Consider the following 16,103-nt stretch of genomic DNA (forward strand, 5'->3'; position numbering starts at 1 on the left):
AGTATAAAATATACTATATATATTAAGAAATAAAAAATACTATTTATGTATTGACAAAAAAAGTAAACGTGATATTATTAAGTCTATCGAAGGTAATTCTAACCAATTACTTCGGTAGGCTTTTTTAATATAAATATAGAGAGGATGAAAACCAAAATGTTTACAGCAAAGACAGACGCGTCTTTAAGAGAAGCATCTGGCATAAAAAAATCTGGAATTGGATATGTAATTTATAAAGATAATATTCCTATTCGTAAATGTAGGATGAAACAAATCCTAAAAAATTCGAATGATTTAGAATACATAGCTGTTCTGGAACTATTGAAGGATATTAAAATATTGGGGATTAAAAATATTATAATATATACAGATAGTAAAAACTTGGTCGATTATTTAAATAAAGATAACCAATGTAAAAATATCAAAAACGAATTTATTCAAGATATTTTATATAGGTTGAACTTAAATCCAAGCATCAAAATTCTATGGATTCCAAGAAATCTTAATAAGGATGCTCATAAATTAAGTCGTCAATCTACATCAGGAAAAAGAAATATTAAAGATTTAAGTAAGTTAGTAGATATTAAGGACAATAGAGATAGACATGAGACAAAAATGGTTATCAGGTACAGATCAAGCATTATGTTAAAGTGTCCATCATGCAAAGAATTTAAGCAAGCGTCAGAATATCCGCGGTATAAATCTAAGACTAAAATAAAGAGAAATTGTAAATCTTGTGAAATGAAGATTCGTATTATAAACAACAATTCAAGAGGAGTTAAAAATACTTAAATTGAGGTTATTAAATGAAATTATATAATGTTAAAAATGATAAAAACTTTAATAATGAAGAAGCAATTATGAGAGCAAGGGTAGGTTGCGAGAAGTCAAAAGAGGATATATTCCTAAACAACATACCATTAATACGAAAATTAGCAAACAGATGGATGATAGGGGCTTCCTTAGAACAAAAAGAGGAATTGTATGCTATCGGTTATCGCTCACAGTTGCCTTTAATACATATAAACAAGATAAGAATGTAAAGTTTGTCTCTTATCTTGGAAAAGTGGTCTGGATGGAATTCAAAAAAATATCAAGATCAAATAAGATGATTTGCAGGAGTAAATATACGACAACAAGTCTGGATACTAAATTAAATGATCATCTCTATGAATATAGTTCCCTTTCTTTACATGAGACAGTACACAATAACGAACAAGATATTTACCTGAAATCTGACGATATTATTTATTTCGAGAGTTTAATTCTTGATAGATTTAATGTTAGAGAATGTAATATTTTGAGGAGTCGTTTTATTGATGGTTTACTGTTTGAGGAAATTGGGCTGAACTTAGGTATAAGTAGACAAGCAGTACAACAATTGCATAAGAAATGTGTGAACATTTTATTAAATGAAGTAAGACTGATTGGATAACATAAAAGTATTATTTCATGCACTATTATGGAGGAGAGACAATGAAATGTAATTTTGTAAAGCAAACAAAATCTAACACATTATCGAATGTAGGAGATGTTTTTATTACTACTAAAGGAAATCCACATATGGTCATCTACAATAGATTGAGTCATAAGCCTTTGCAGGTAATAAAGCTGAGTGGTGAACGACAAGCTAGAGTAATTAAAAGTTTCGACACAATGAAAGAGTTAATTAATAATTATGAAGTTGATGAAGTGATAAAATCAAGAAACATAACAATTACAAGACGATGAATAAAATGTTCATTATAACTCAAAAGAATTAAAAATACTAATATACACTACTTATCTATCACATATTTAGAAAGGAAGATAACAATGACACCCGATAAGTTCACTGAATTGCTAGACGATAAACTTTTTGATTACATGAATGAACTGCGAGATGAACATGGGGCATCTAACCTAGTGATTAATTCAGAAAGCACCTACGGAAATGGAACGATTGTAATTAAAATTTCAGCCAAGGAGGCATCCCATGGATAAGTTAAAAGAGATTAAAGAGCTGCATGCAGCAGCTTCAACGGAGCACGAATGGGATACAGATGGAACATTTGTAGCTTGGAAGGAAGGGTGTCCACTAAAAGGGACATACCGCCAAATTGCTCTAACACAGTCCCTTACAGGGGAGATATTCAAAAACGAAAATAATCAGAATGACGCTTATTTCATCGCCCACGCCCCTGAATACATCACCTACCTATTACAGCTAGTAGAGACACAGAGTAAAGCTTTAGCAGCAATTGAAGAAGAACTGGTGGACAGTGATTTTGTCGGAGATCAACGCATCATGAGAATTATCAAGAAATCAACCCATATATAGCCTATATAAGCACAGGAGGGGATACAGAAAAAGCCCCTTCAAATTTATAACCACTTAAGGGAGAGATAACGGATATGAAAGAAGTAGTGAAGTTCTGGCGTTACTACATACCATCTGTGGACGGTGTAGAGGGCTGGGGAGTGTTCTTACTTGATTCGACTGGGATGTTTGCGGCTGTTACGGATTACGGCAACTTTGCTTATATGTGGCCTATTAAACACACTGGTTGTGATGATTTCAGAGAGTTCTTCAAACATCGTGACGCCTATTATGTTCTCGGTAAATGTGCACCATCTAATGGGCAGGAATATCAAGGCGAACGGACTGAAGAGGAGCTTCGCAAAACTATCCTCAGAATGCGAAGAGAAGACACCTTCACAGAGGAAGACGCCCGTAAGGAATGGGATTTACTAAACGAAGTAGATCTTGAATACAGAGAAGGTTTCCATGAGTGGTATCAAGGAACAGAATTCATTGATGCACATGAACATATGGTCTTTGACTATACCGTTTCAGAACGAGCATTTGCAGACATTTTATTTCCGAAGTTCTGTGAAGCAGTTGCAAATGAATTGAAATCTGAACTTGTAGAGGCGGTGTCCCAGTCATGACAGAGAGACTAGAGCCAATTAAATTAGCTCAATTATCGCGGTATGAATTAATTAAAATGATTCGCTCTATTGCATCACAACTTACTGAGAAGGACGCAGCAATGAAGAAATTTGAAGAAGATTCGATGTACTGGCTCCACGAAACGGAGAAGGCAAGAGGGATGTTTCTCGCGGCTCATGACGAAAGAGTCAGCCTTCGTAAGGCACTGGAAGAAGCGCACACCGACATGCTGGACGCTGTATCGGTCATGGAAATGGAGCAACGTGACTTTAAACTCATGCCGCAAAGCACGATCAAGGAAGCCGCTGAGAAGCTTGAAACGCTGCTGTATCCCCTTAAAGGACAATCCCATGAATAGCATACAGGCTATACCTGAAGTGCAGTAGACACATTAAGCGAAGGAGAATTGAAAATGGAACTATATAAATTACGTTTTAAAACAGCAAGTAAAAGTGCAGATGAAATTAAATCTAATTACGATTCAGTACCTCCATCGACAGAATTATTAGAAAAGATGGCTGAAGCATTCCGCAACTTAAATGGCACAGAGGTTGTTGGTGGGGCATGGGATTACAGCCCTCATAGCTACAGTCTTTATGGATGGTCTGATGTTGATGATGAGAAGTTCAAGGAGCTTATTTATTCGATTGAGCAAGATGAAATGTTTGGAAGTTATCCCGATAGCCGAGAAGAATTTGACACTGATTGGGAAAGTGGAGAGTACGAGTCATCGGCTGCATTACATTTCGACAAAAGTGACTTTGAAGTTATCGAGAAGATAGATAAGTCCTGTTTCACATTACGGTGATATAGCATACAGGCTAGACCAGATACGGCCGCCACTACGTTAAGGGGATTCGGTCAGGACGAAGCAAGGTTTTCTGCTTAATAGACACATTATACGCATTAAGAAAGGAGAATAATATGGAAAAGCGTATGACGCATGAAGAAGTCGAGGAAGCAACTAGGATTGCTACCGATATCTTAAAACGGAACAAACCAAAAAACCGTAGAATAACCGTTACACAGGACGATAAGGATGCATTCAGCATGGTGTGGGGAATGTACGTAAATGCAGATGAAGCTAGCGATGGCGATTGGATTTCAGACGAAGATAGGGAGAAGATACGCCGACTCCATAATAAAATATACGGAAGAACGATGAAATGAATGATATTGCGTAGTTCGAAGATAAAACGTAACTCATAGTCCGAAGGGCTACGAATCGACCGAATAAACACAGCCTGCGCGAGCCGTAAATAGATTTATAAAGGAGCGATAAGAACATGTCTTACAAATACGAAAGTGTGGAAAGTGTTGAAGCGAAGCAAGACTTCGAGGTATACGAGCATGATGATGATGGAGAACTCGTAATACATTAATCATAAAACAAGGAACCAAGGGGCATATCGCATCAATGGGTTGGAGTAGTTCAGATGGATTCAGGCATCATTATGAGATTGCATTTAGCGTAGGTGGCGAAGAAATGGAAGTTGGAATTTATGAGGATAAAATTGAGGAACTTTTGATTTTACTTTAAGGCTTAGCCTATCCATACAGGGGAGTGATACAAGATATGAATCGATATACAGTCAACTTTAAAACTACGGATGAAAGCGAAGTCGGGTTAATTTTTGAAATATCAGCAACTGTCAATCGATCCAATAATCCAACTGATGAAGAGTTAATAAAGGATTATTTGCATGTTAACTACGGGCTAACAGTTGATTACGAAACATTACAGTGTCACGCGTTAGACGATGTTGTGCGAATAGATGAAGATTATGAAATTGAAATTTAGAGTTAGGGAGGTAGAGAGTAAATGAGAGAGAAATGCCGAGCTTTTTATAAACCTTTAAACCTCATGGTGGAAACAGAGCAAATTGAAAGCATAAACTTTGATACTAAAGTACTGGGCGTTTACATGAAGATGGACGGAAGAGGTTACCACAGATTGCGAATGTCTGACTTTGAAATCATGTGGTCTACCGGACTCCAAGATCAGAACGGTAAGGATATCTATGAAGGTGATATTTACAGGCTTACAAACTTATCTCTCGGGAGATTTAGTGCACAGGAGCGATATGTGAATGATGTGGTCGTCTTCATAGGCGGACAGTTTACCTGTAGCAACTGGAACATTCGTGAAAGTTATGGAGAGGTCATCGGCAACATATACGAGCATCCTCACCTATTGGAGGTATCTCATGAATAAACAACCAGAGCGCCTGATAAGCCCTGAAAAAGTAATTGCGGATATGGAACGACGCATGATTGAGCTGATTGAGTTTTCACCTTCTAGTGACTATGACGTAGCCCCTGTAATAAATGCCCTAGAAAACTTCATAGAAAGGCTGAAATCTGATAAGTACCTTCCTGATCCCATCCCCTTACCCACCATTAAACAGGAAGAGAAGCCTAAACAAAGCTGTCCTGCTTGCGGAAACACAGGGATACATTACTGTCGAGGCAGAAAGATACGGAGGTTGGAACGAAGGAATGCCATACAATGAGACTGATTTTTCAAGGATGCTTCCATACTGGCTCCAACAATACGCAGAATTAACTCAAGAACACGCCTATGCTAAACAAATGGCTATTCAATGGAACGATAAGGCTGTAACAGAGAAAGCCCGTGCAGACATTGCAGAGATAGCATATGTAGGCCTTGAACAAGAATGTGTAAGCAGGGGCGAGTATGAATCATTACTCGATAAGCACACGACCACGACAAAAGCGTACAGAGAGGAAAAAGAACGCGCTGACGGTCTTAATGAACGACTTAATGATTTCATGCTTACTGTCCGTGAGGCTACAGAGTATCTTTCTTGGCGAAATGATGGAGATGGAAATGGAAAGGCACTAAAGATGATCTATAAGTGGTTAGCAGAAAATCCTGAGTCAAAATGAATTATATATAAATGAAAATCTAGTTTCATCTTTATATTAGTCTTACATTAACAAAGCCCATTCTAAAGAAGCAGTGGGTTATGAACATTACTATAAATATGATCCTGAGCGCAACTCGTTGGAATCTAGACTGCCAACAACTTTAAAAGAGCAATCTGGCTCAAGAACTTGCCTTACATATTGAACAACCATGTAAGTATCGAGATCAGTATTGAATGTGTAATTATAATCATCATTCACCGTCAACTGACCTTGACCATTCAGAATCTCAAAGAGATTTTCAAGTCGCATTCTCGATGCAACACCATTAGCAAATGGTTTCCGATTATACGTTATTTTAAGAAGTTCCATATAGTTTTCACCTCACTTTTTTCACAAAATATTTCTATATTATACCATGATTAAATTCATGGAAGGGCTATCTTGACCACGATTAGCATATGAAATCTATGTTTTTTCAAGAAAGGTATGATGACGAATTAACAATAAAATAACTACAGTTTCACCAATAAGTCCAACGATAATTATATTGGAAAAAGAGGATGAAGTTCTGGAATTTATCCAATACGCTGCATCTTGCACAAAAACAATCACTCCAGAATTAAACCGACTAAGAGAAGAAATGAAAAAGCACATAGAATTGAAAAGAGGGAACACATAAAACACTTGTTTTATGCAGAGAGGAGCCTTGATGAAACTAATTAGATTTTTATTGAATATACACCTAAACCAATACCCTAAGACTAAGAGTGACTGGAAGATATTTTTAATCATATATTTAATACTATTGGCAACTTGTATTGTGATAGACTCTTTTCTTAATAAAATCTAGGAGGACAAAAGATGGCCTGTAAACACTGTCCATTTGCATTTACCGATGAATCAGAAGAAGTACAAAATTACGGTTGCTTACCAACACCATGGGATATTATTCAAATGAAAAGAAAAAGTGGTCATAATTGGGCTTGTCATAGTAACGAAAAGAAAATATGCTCTGGCTTTGTTAAGTTTGCTAAAGAAGATACTAGCAATAAATATTCGGATATTAATACATGTACTGGTGGGCTCATTTCTTATACAACTTGGGATAACGAGGGTGAAGAAGAAGCGATAAGAAAAGCAAATAAAAATGTGACAAGGATAAATAAATATAAGAATAAAAATACATAAAATATACATTTCATTTTGAAAAAAATGAATAGGAGAGATCATTATGACTGAGTTGAATAAGTATATGGTTTTATTGGGCGGTAGACCTGCAAAACATAAATTGGGCGATATCGGCAGAAAAGAAGATGACTTCATTAGAGTCTTTAGAGAAGATGAAGAGTATTTTATAGGTAACTTTACTGAAGGGTTTGGATTTATTGACGTTAAATACAAAAAAGTAGACTGTAGAAATCTTACCGTAGAAGAAGTTGATAAATTAAATGGAAAGTGGTTTGGTGTTAATGGCGATCCACACTATCAAATTTCAATTGACTATGACGGAAACCTAGTTGAGCGGAAATTTGATAGACTCGATCAGTGGGGTTAGATAAAAGATTGGTTTTTACGAGAAAGGAGGGTAACTTCTATCAAAGATCATGCATGTCAAGATTGTGGATGGTGTCAGGATTTTTGGAATTATGGATCTGCGACAATATAGAAGCTAAGGGGAAATATCCAGATAATAAACTTACATACGAGGACTTAGTTCAAAATAACGATCGCGTTCATTTTGATGACGACACATGGTTTGGTGGATAAATGTCGAATACATAGTTTTCCTGCGATTACCCGAGAAATGAATTAAGCTAATGGAAAGGAGTTGAGCAGCAATACACAAATATATGAAGAAGGTAATTAGGCGAGACTTTCCAAAATATAAGCGAATCCAAGTAGGTGGAACAATTACAAAAGTGGACTCAAGTATTAAAGAGCTAATTGAGGAAAACAAGATATTAGGTATTACATACAGAAGAAAATATAAATATACTAATAAAACTTTCTACCTGAACAAATATAGAATTGTTTATACTGATGACTATTTTAGCCAAGTAAACAGACATCAAATTTTTGTGGCAGTAGATCAAAATAATCAAAAAGTTTATTGGAATTACACTTCACTTCCAGATAAACGTAGTTATGATTGAACAGTTATAATTGAAAGGAAAATACAATGTATTTATATATGAAAATGGAATTGAATCATATATGTGACTATGAAAATCAATATGTATATGACGTTAGAATTAATGGAGTAGTTAGCGGCATTTTAATTTTAAACAAAGTGCATCTATCCAAAATTAGTTTCCTATTTTGATAAGCTATCATTCCAAAGAAAAGGAGTGTGAACATTGAAAATTAGAATTAACGAAAGAACAAGAGAACTGTACGCTAAAAATTGTCCGCGCAGCACTTATAAATGTTCCTCATTTAAGGAGCTGGATTATAAAATTCAGCGATGTATTGACTTAGGACTTATAAGAACTAAGGGTGATGTTACATTAGTCCAGTACTACAATAATCAATTTCAAATCATAGATAGTGTTATTGTTAATATTCAAAAGACTAAAAAATGTTTTATGATCAGCAGTTATAAAAAGACTGAATATTTCAATAAAATGCAAAAGGTTCTTGTGTAATACATAAAACAATAATTTCATCATAGACATGACGTAGTTATAATACCACATATAGATAATTTAATTATCATAATGTCTACATGTTGTATAACAAAGAATATTATGGTATATTAGTCATTGAACATAGGGAACTAATGTTCGAAACTGAGAGGGGTAGTGGCTAATATATTAAATAACACAAGTAGACAAAAATCAAGAAAAATCAGAATTGAATCTAATATTGTACTTAGTGAACCAAAGTTTATGACCACAAACATGATTATTCGTAATAGTATGTCTAAAATCTATGATGAGGCAAAAGCAGAATGGGAACTAAAGGCTATAGTTTCAGAAGAATCTGAAGGATTTTCTAATGTATGTCAACTTTGTGGTAATCCGCACCTTAAGATAAATTTCATTATTAGTAATCCTCTAACTGGACATGACTTAATTGTTGGTTCTCGCTGCATTGTTCGCTTTGGAATCATAAAGGGAAATGTTGATGCTGAATCAGGAAGTTTAATTATAAATAACTTTATCAAGGAGCAAGAGTCCATTTTTCATGTAAGAACTCTTGTAAAAGGAATGATGGTACTTAGACCAGATGCCAAAGATTATAAACTGTTTTACGAAGCTCTTAAGCATTCATTAGATCATCGCAATATAAAAGATCCAACTATAGAGACTCTTGGAGAAATATGCTACGGAGAGAAATGGAAATCTAAATGCAACGATATTTATATTAGAGAACGCTTGAAGTTACTTTGGTATAGACCATTGCTAATTGAAACTGTTAAAACTAAAGCTTCCAAACTTCCTGTTTATAAGGAAGGAACGACTTGGGGACATAAGAGTCGTAAGAGCCAAGTTTATAATAATATGGCTGGAAGATCTGAGTCATTTAAAACTGATATAATAGGAGACAAGTGAGGCGTATGCTCCCTTCTCTTAGTAATAGGACATAAAAATATTATATATTATAGTTTAATTAAATTATACAAATAGTAAAATTGGAGGAGTGTATTAATGAATAGTTTAGAAGAAACAGTCAAACAAACGATTAAAACATTTGAGGACAACAAAATTAAAGAAATGTTCCAATTTGAGAAGAATAAATTATATGCCTACCTTGAGGAAATTAAAGACTCTCTCATCAAGCATAAAGCGTTTATAGCAGGTGGGACAATCACTAGTCTTCTAAACGGATCTGATATCAATGATTTAGACATATACTTCCGCAATGAAGAGTCATTGATAGATTTCTTAAAAGAGCATTGGAAAGATGATAACTCATATGTTACTGGTTTAACTAAGAAATCTGTTCTTATGATCAGTGGCAAAGAGCCAAAAATTAGAAATGTTCAGTTAATACATTTTAAGTACTTTAATACTCCAGATGAAATCTTTGAGACCTTTGATTTCACGGCTTGCATGGGAGCTTATGATTTTTCAACTGAGCAATTTGTACTTCATCAACAATTTCTTAAACACAATTCACAACGCATTTTGAAATTTAATAAGAATACAGCCTTTCCAATTGTGTCTCTTTTGCGAGTACAAAAATACAATGGTAAAGGTTACACAATCTCCAAGCCTGAGTTTATACGAATTGCTTTAAAATGTATGGAGCTAGATATTAAAACAGTCGAGGATTTAAAAGATCATTTAGGTGGGATGTATGGGATTAATTATGACAAGATTATCGACTTTGAAGAAGGGGAAGAGTTTTCACTTGATAAGGTAATAGATAAAATTGCTGATATTGCACTAGATGAGGATTATTTTAAAGAACCTATAAGTGTTAAATATGAAGACTTGGATGATATCATTGATACAGTTAAAAAGAGACCAATACATATTTTAACCCTGAGAGATAAATATTTTCGTGTAACAAATGACAACCAGTTAAAATCAATATCAACTAAGGCTGCATTCTCTAAAGATATTGACGCAGATAAATATTTTGAGAATAAAAGATTTTATAAGTGGGTTGAGAAAGATGGTTATGGAAAATATCGTAGTCACTATGACGGAGATTTTAAATATGAAGACGGACGAGTCTCCACTGCATTAGGAGATAAACTGTTCTTTAATGAGAAACAAAATATTACTTACTCGACATATTGGAACAAAGGAGTTCTTATTGAAGTATCAACAAAACCAGTAGACTTTATAGATAAAAGTTCAGAACATATCTATCTTAAGTCATGCACTGTGATAAGAGAGGTTCCAAAAACTGAATGGAAGCAATGGGTAAATGAAGGAGAAGATGATCATGAGAGTGTTTTCGATTGGACTTAATTAGAAGTAATTGAAATGACAATTTCAAGTTAAATATTTATGAATATATCATAGGGGGAATTTAATATGTTCAAGTGTAAACAATGTGGAAGTGCTTTTCTTAAACCGGTAGATGCTTTAAAATGTTCTTCTGTAATCAAAGATAAACCACTTATAAGAGTGGGTCGAATCTTAATAGATAACTCGTATGATTCCCAAACTAAGATAAGATGTTATGCAATTAAACCTAAAGGCCATGAACTGGTTTATTACTTTGAATGGCAGGGTGACACAAATACAAATAGATGGAGTCCCATATATACATATGGAGGTAATAAATTTTTATTAGAAATTTTTTCTGAACAAATACATAGGAGTAAATAATACTAAATATTTTAAATAAAGGAGAGATTTGATGTGTGAAATGATAGGTACTCATAATCATACAGAAATATCGAATTTAAGATTATTGGACTGCATAAACTCGGTAGAAGAGTTATTACAGACAGCATCAGACTTAAATTACAAAGGATTAGCAATTACAGACCATGAGTCAGTATCAGCACATGTACAAGCAATTAAAAAAACAAGAGAACTTAAAGAAAAAGGTAAAATACCAAAGAACTTTAAACTGATTTTGGGAAATGAAATTTATTTAGTAGATGATGTTAACGAGATCAGAGAAAATTATAAATCAGGGGTTACTAAATTTCCACATTTTCTCATCATGAGTAAGGATAAAATTGGTCATGAACAAATGAGATATTTAAGCGGACGTGCTTGGGAAGGGTCATTCTATACTGGAAACATGTTGCGTGTTCCAACCGACAAAAAGGAATTAGAACGCGTTGTTAAGAATGAACCTGATCATTTAATTGCAACAACTGCATGTCTTGGTTCAGAAGTATGTATACACTTATTAGCGATTCAGGCAGCAATCCATGAGAATGATAGGATTAAGTTAAGCTATCACACAGAAAAATTACACGAGTTTATTGAATGGTGTATTAGGATTTTTAAAAAAGAAAACTTCTTTATTGAATTACAACCAGCTTACTCTGAAGAACAGATTTATTGTAATAAGGAACTCCTTGAACTCGCTAAGCAATATGGACTAAAATATATAGTTTCAACAGACACTCATTATTTGCGTCCAGAGGATAGAGTAATTCACAAGGCATTTTTAAATGCTAAGGATGGAGATAGGGAGATTGATAGTTTCTATGAAGCTACTTTTCTCCAGACACCAGAGGAAATCTATGAGCGACTGGATTATCTTGATGAGTCAATTATCAGTACTGCGTTGAGAAATACAATGTTAATTGGTGAGATGGTTGAAGACTATACTATCGAGCACGATACAGAAATCCCCAAAATAAAGTTGCCTAACTTTGAATTAACACATTTCTTTAAAAGTACTTATGATAAATATGAATACATAAATAACATGGTGCATTCTGAAAATGAACAAGATCGCTATATCATGAAATTAATTGAGGATGGATTTAAAAAATTTATCCCTTATAATGCTTTAACGAAAATTAGATTGTTTGAACACGTTGACAGAATCAATATTGAACTTGGTGAACTTTGGGAAATCAGTCAACAGTTAAAACAGTCAATGCCATCTTACTATATAACTACTGCTAAAATAGTTGATATCATCTGGCAGGATGATGAATGTGGTGGAAATAGTTTGGTTGGGTCAGGTAGAGGGAGTTCAGGTGGATTCTTAATATGCTTCTTACTTGGTATCACACAAATTAATCCGTTGGACTATGGAATTGAAATGCCACATTGGAGACATATACATCGTAGTAGACCAGACATTGGGGCTTTAGACATCGATTTAGACACAGAAGGAAGTAAGCGTCCACGAATTATCCAAGCCCTGAAGAATTACTTTGGAGAAGAAAAAGTACTTCAAGTATGTACATTTGGCACAGAAGGGTCAAAGTCAGCAATTCAAACTGCTTGTAGAGGATTAGAATTAGATTCCGATATTGGCTTATACATAAGCAGTCTCATACCTTTTGAAAGAGGAGAGAATTGGTCAATATCAGATTGTCTTTTTGGTAATGTAGAGAAACAAAGAGATCCTATTAAAGAATTCATTAATGAAATTGAAAAATATGAAAATCTAAAACAGACTGCATTAAAAATAGAAGGGAAAATTAATAAAAGGAGTATTCATGCTGGTGGGGTTGTGGTATTTAATGAACCCTATTACAAGTCTAACGCAATGATGAAAGCACCTAATGGGGTTTCGATAACACAGTTCAATCTTGATGATAGTCAAGCGGTCGGCAATATTAAATTTGATCTATTAACTATTGAAGCATTGGACAAAATACGAACTACCTTAGATTTACTTATAGAGCACAAAGAAATTTCTTGGCAAGGGACACTACGAAAAACATTTGAGACATACCTACATCCAAACGTTATAGAAAAAGAAGACGTAAGGATATACAAAATGCTTGGTGAGGGAACTGTACCAGATCTATTTCAATTCTCTACAGACATTGGATATCAATCAGCTATCAAAGTAAAACCTAAAAATTTACTAGAAGTAGCTTCTGCTAATTCACTTATGCGCCTAATGAGTGAGGGTGGTGGAGAACAGCCAATGGATACTTTTGTTAGATTTAAAAATGACTTGGGTCAATGGTATGAAGAAATGAGATCATTTGATCTCACAGACGATGAGATAAAGATAATGGAAGAATATTTGTTGAAATTGAATGGTGTAGCTGATACTCAGGAATCAGTAATGCTATTGTCTATGGATGAAAGAATTGCAGGATTTAGTGTTAAGGATGCTAATAAACTTAGAAAAACAATCGCAAAAAAACAAGCAAGAGAAGAGTTTGAGGAACGAAAAAAGGAATTCTACGAGGGCGGAAGAAAAAGAGGTACAAGTGGAAACTTATTAAATTATGTGTGGAAACAAATTGAACGTCAGAGAGGTTACGCATTTAGTATCCTCCACACTATGGCTTATTCTATTATTGCTCTTCAAGAATTGAATCTGAATTATCACTACAATCCATTATTTTGGAACACAGCAGTTTTGTCTGTAAATGCTGCAAGTAATGATGATGGTTCTGACTTAGATGAAGATGAAGAGAAAAAGAATAAGTCTACAAATTATGGTAAAGTTGCATCTGCTATAGGCATGATGAAATCACATGGAATTAAAATTGGTTTACCTGATATTAATAAAGCTCATTTTGGATTTAAACCTGATTTTGAAGAAAATCAAATTGTATTTGGATTAAAGGGATTAGTAGGAATTGGTGATGACACTGTTCAATCCATAGTTTCTAATCGACCATATTCATCATTTGAGGATTTTTACACTAGAATGCATGAAACAGGAATCATTAAAAAATCTCAGTTAGTTCAACTCATAAAAGCAGGTTGTTTCGATTCCTTTGGTGAACGCATCAAGATAATGAAAAGATTCATTAACAATATTTACAACCCTAAAGATAAATTAACCATGCAGAACTTCAGTATGATTATTGAAAAGAACTTATTACCTAAGGAATACTCTTCATATGAGACTTTATATAAATTCAGAAAATATATTATGAAGAAAACTATTAAAGTTATAGATATTAACTCTAAGGATAAACATTTCTTATTAGACTCCAAAACGCTTGATTATTTCTATGAAAATTTCAGTAACGAATCCATTGCTACATTTATGAATAACTATCCTGTTATATCTGATAAAGTTTTCAAGAAAGAATATGATAAGAAGATGGACGGAATCAAAAATTGGCTCAATGATCATAAAACTCTTGATCTTGTAAATGACAATCTTTTTGATTTTGAATGGAATAGTAACGCTAACGGAACTGTTAGTAAATGGGAAATGGAATCACTATCTTTTTACTACACAGAACATGAGTTAATTAACATGAATATTAATAAATATGGTGTGTCAAATTTTAATGATCTGCCTGAAGATCCTGTTATAGTAGATACTTTTGAATTTAAAGGAAGAAAAATTCCAAAATTTAAAATTGATTGTATTGTTGGAACTGTACTAGATAAAGACAAAAATAAGCATACAGTAACTCTACTTACAACTGATGGTGTAATAACAATTAAATACTATGATGGTGCTTTCGCTCATTATAATAAACAAGTCTCAAAGTTAAAAGCAGATGGATCAAAAGAGATTGTTGAGAAGAGCTGGTTTACAAGAGGTAATAAAATTGTAGTAGTTGGATATCGAAGGAATTCTCAGTTTAAACCTAAGAGATATAAAGATACTAACTATCAACACACAACAATGATGATAACTGAAGTATTAGAGAATGGTGACGTTAGAGTTATACCAGAACGAAAGAAAGTCTAATTGGAATTTATCAGGAGGATAATAAACATTGAAAAATAAGCGTATTTACACTGAGTTCTTACTACCAAATGGAGATAAAATTCCTATTTCATGTAGAAGTGAAAAAGAGTTAACAAAGTTTAAAAAAGAATTCCCTTCATATTTTTTGATAAAAAAGAGTGAAATTGATCCGAAAGAAATAAAAAATTTAATGAACGTTAAACATTTGTATTCTAATTCGCGGAAGATCTCAAGGATGCAGTTTTGGTCATGAATTTGCTTAGGGGTGTTTAATTGACTACTAATAAAAATTTCGGAAAAATATTTGAAGAAAGCTTTAAGAGCAGTGTATTAAATTGTGAAGAGAAAATATTTTTCTTTCGAATAAAAGATGTAAATGTTCCACCAGATTTGAGGAACAGGGTGAAGTTAGTCCGCAATGATTATGACTGTTTAATGTTTACTAGTGGACATTTGTTTACTCTTGAACTCAAATCGACAAAAGAAAAAAGTATTAGTTTCAGTGAAAGTATAATTAAGCAACATCAAATTGATAATTTGTTAGAAGCATCAACACACAATGGAGTAATATCAGGATTCTTATTTAACTTTAGAGAACCTGAAAACAGATTGTTTTTTATACATATAAGAGATTTTATAGATTATCAAATGGCTGCTCAAAGAAAAATAACAAATCATAAATATAGAGCAAAAATAAATAAAAGTTCAATTCCAATTAGTATATGTGAGGAGATTGGTATAGAGATAAAAAGTACTAAAATGAGGGTGAATTATAAGTATAATATTAAAGAATTTGTAAAGGAGGCTTTACTAAAATATGAAAGCTAAGAATATTCCAAAAATTAATTACAAGGTTCAAGTATTGGATTATGAAGAGGCTAATAGATTATTAATTGATAATTTCGAGAGCACTATGGTAGATATTTTTGTGAATTATATTAAAACAACAAATTATCTTGATAGAATAAGTAAATAGTAATAATATATAATACATAACTAGTAC

25 protein-coding genes are annotated in these 16,103 nt (G+C 33.5%); 24 read left to right on the forward strand and 1 reads right to left on the reverse strand.

The genetic code is table 11. The features are described 5' to 3' along the window. Positions 1-156 precede the first annotated feature (156 nt). The 14 genes from JCM16418_RS20545 (at position 157) to JCM16418_RS20610 (ending at position 5,842) form a co-directional block, all read left to right on the forward strand. Positions 157-792 carry a ribonuclease H family protein gene (locus JCM16418_RS20545; protein ID WP_036652734.1) on the forward strand — a complete coding sequence of 212 codons (636 nt, stop codon included), beginning with the start codon at positions 157-159 and terminating at the stop codon, positions 790-792. Between the two features lie 85 nt (positions 793-877). Continuing rightward, entirely contained in the window at positions 878-1,435 is a 558-nt protein-coding gene (locus JCM16418_RS24435; protein WP_081765523.1) for a sigma factor-like helix-turn-helix DNA-binding protein, read from the forward strand. 41 nt (positions 1,436-1,476) lie between these two features. Then, positions 1,477-1,731, forward strand: coding sequence for a hypothetical protein (locus JCM16418_RS20560; RefSeq protein WP_036652742.1), 255 nt, complete (start codon positions 1,477-1,479; stop codon positions 1,729-1,731). Positions 1,732-1,815: 84 nt separating this feature from the next. Then, a complete protein-coding gene (locus JCM16418_RS25095) occupies positions 1,816-1,983 on the forward strand; it encodes a hypothetical protein (protein WP_156327238.1) in 168 nt (55 codons plus the stop codon). Further along, the gene (locus JCM16418_RS20565) at positions 1,976-2,320 is read left to right on the forward strand and encodes a hypothetical protein (protein WP_036652744.1); all 345 of its coding nucleotides are present in this window, start codon (positions 1,976-1,978) and stop codon (positions 2,318-2,320) included. Before JCM16418_RS25095 ends, JCM16418_RS20565 begins: the two co-directional genes overlap by 8 nt. Before the next feature lie 74 nt (positions 2,321-2,394). Further along, positions 2,395-2,931: a phiTE_072 family protein gene (locus tag JCM16418_RS20570; protein ID WP_036652746.1), complete on the forward strand. Its 537-nt coding sequence runs from the start codon at positions 2,395-2,397 to the stop codon at positions 2,929-2,931. Further along, entirely contained in the window at positions 2,928-3,290 is a 363-nt protein-coding gene (locus JCM16418_RS20575) for a hypothetical protein (RefSeq protein WP_036652747.1), read from the forward strand. The genes JCM16418_RS20570 and JCM16418_RS20575 overlap by 4 nt, the downstream gene beginning before the upstream one ends. A gap of 54 nt (positions 3,291-3,344) precedes the next feature. Beyond that, positions 3,345-3,740, forward strand: a complete 396-nt coding sequence (locus JCM16418_RS23980; RefSeq protein WP_052020618.1) for a hypothetical protein — start codon at positions 3,345-3,347, stop codon at positions 3,738-3,740. Between the two features lie 116 nt (positions 3,741-3,856). Next, complete coding sequence (locus JCM16418_RS20585) at positions 3,857-4,102, forward strand: hypothetical protein (RefSeq protein ID WP_036652749.1); 246 nt, start codon at positions 3,857-3,859, stop codon at positions 4,100-4,102. 247 nt (positions 4,103-4,349) lie between these two features. Continuing rightward, positions 4,350-4,472: a hypothetical protein gene (locus tag JCM16418_RS26465; RefSeq protein WP_256203074.1), complete on the forward strand. Its 123-nt coding sequence runs from the start codon at positions 4,350-4,352 to the stop codon at positions 4,470-4,472. A gap of 36 nt (positions 4,473-4,508) precedes the next feature. Then, positions 4,509-4,733: a hypothetical protein gene (locus JCM16418_RS20590; RefSeq protein WP_036652752.1), complete on the forward strand. Its 225-nt coding sequence runs from the start codon at positions 4,509-4,511 to the stop codon at positions 4,731-4,733. Positions 4,734-4,754: 21 nt separating this feature from the next. After that, positions 4,755-5,147, forward strand: coding sequence for a YopX family protein (locus JCM16418_RS23985; protein ID WP_052020620.1), 393 nt, complete (start codon positions 4,755-4,757; stop codon positions 5,145-5,147). Further along, positions 5,140-5,445 (forward strand): hypothetical protein, encoded by a 306-nt coding sequence (locus JCM16418_RS20605; RefSeq protein WP_036652753.1) that lies wholly within the window; start codon positions 5,140-5,142, stop codon positions 5,443-5,445. The genes JCM16418_RS23985 and JCM16418_RS20605 overlap by 8 nt, the downstream gene beginning before the upstream one ends. 16 nt (positions 5,446-5,461) lie before the next feature. Continuing rightward, entirely contained in the window at positions 5,462-5,842 is a 381-nt protein-coding gene (locus JCM16418_RS20610) for a hypothetical protein (RefSeq protein WP_148298878.1), read from the forward strand. A 90-nt stretch (positions 5,843-5,932) separates the two neighbouring features. Here JCM16418_RS20610 and JCM16418_RS20615 read toward each other — a convergent pair whose 3' ends face one another. Continuing rightward, positions 5,933-6,133 (reverse strand): hypothetical protein, encoded by a 201-nt coding sequence (locus tag JCM16418_RS20615; protein ID WP_148298879.1) that lies wholly within the window; start codon positions 6,131-6,133, stop codon positions 5,933-5,935. 552 nt (positions 6,134-6,685) lie between these two features. Here JCM16418_RS20615 and JCM16418_RS20620 point away from each other — a divergent pair. The 10 genes from JCM16418_RS20620 to JCM16418_RS25105 all read left to right on the forward strand — a co-directional run bounded on the left by JCM16418_RS20620 (position 6,686) and on the right by JCM16418_RS25105 (position 16,076). Next, positions 6,686-7,012, forward strand: a complete 327-nt coding sequence (locus tag JCM16418_RS20620; RefSeq protein WP_036652756.1) for a hypothetical protein — start codon at positions 6,686-6,688, stop codon at positions 7,010-7,012. Positions 7,013-7,055: 43 nt separating this feature from the next. After that, positions 7,056-7,379 carry a hypothetical protein gene (locus JCM16418_RS20625; RefSeq protein ID WP_036652757.1) on the forward strand — a complete coding sequence of 108 codons (324 nt, stop codon included), beginning with the start codon at positions 7,056-7,058 and terminating at the stop codon, positions 7,377-7,379. Between the two features lie 53 nt (positions 7,380-7,432). Then, positions 7,433-7,591, forward strand: a complete 159-nt coding sequence (locus JCM16418_RS25100) for a hypothetical protein (protein ID WP_156327239.1) — start codon at positions 7,433-7,435, stop codon at positions 7,589-7,591. 83 nt (positions 7,592-7,674) lie between these two features. Beyond that, a complete protein-coding gene (locus JCM16418_RS20630; RefSeq protein WP_036652759.1) occupies positions 7,675-7,977 on the forward strand; it encodes a hypothetical protein in 303 nt (100 codons plus the stop codon). Positions 7,978-8,625: 648 nt separating this feature from the next. Next, a complete protein-coding gene (locus JCM16418_RS20640; protein WP_036652762.1) occupies positions 8,626-9,378 on the forward strand; it encodes a hypothetical protein in 753 nt (250 codons plus the stop codon). 96 nt (positions 9,379-9,474) lie between these two features. After that, complete coding sequence (locus JCM16418_RS20645; RefSeq protein WP_242403926.1) at positions 9,475-10,749, forward strand: Gabija anti-defense Gad2 family protein; 1,275 nt, start codon at positions 9,475-9,477, stop codon at positions 10,747-10,749. Positions 10,750-11,143: 394 nt separating this feature from the next. After that, the gene (locus JCM16418_RS20655) at positions 11,144-15,100 is read left to right on the forward strand and encodes a PHP domain-containing protein (protein WP_148298880.1); all 3,957 of its coding nucleotides are present in this window, start codon (positions 11,144-11,146) and stop codon (positions 15,098-15,100) included. 28 nt (positions 15,101-15,128) lie between these two features. Next, positions 15,129-15,353: a hypothetical protein gene (locus JCM16418_RS20660; protein WP_036652765.1), complete on the forward strand. Its 225-nt coding sequence runs from the start codon at positions 15,129-15,131 to the stop codon at positions 15,351-15,353. 20 nt (positions 15,354-15,373) lie between these two features. Next, positions 15,374-15,928 carry a Holliday junction resolvase RecU gene (locus JCM16418_RS20665; RefSeq protein WP_036652767.1) on the forward strand — a complete coding sequence of 185 codons (555 nt, stop codon included), beginning with the start codon at positions 15,374-15,376 and terminating at the stop codon, positions 15,926-15,928. Continuing rightward, complete coding sequence (locus JCM16418_RS25105; protein WP_156327240.1) at positions 15,918-16,076, forward strand: hypothetical protein; 159 nt, start codon at positions 15,918-15,920, stop codon at positions 16,074-16,076. The genes JCM16418_RS20665 and JCM16418_RS25105 overlap by 11 nt, the downstream gene beginning before the upstream one ends. Positions 16,077-16,103: the final 27 nt, after the last annotated feature.

It is taken from the genome of Paenibacillus pini JCM 16418 (assembly GCF_000576305.1).
Taxonomy (GTDB): domain Bacteria; phylum Bacillota; class Bacilli; order Paenibacillales; family Paenibacillaceae; genus Paenibacillus_AQ; species Paenibacillus_AQ pini.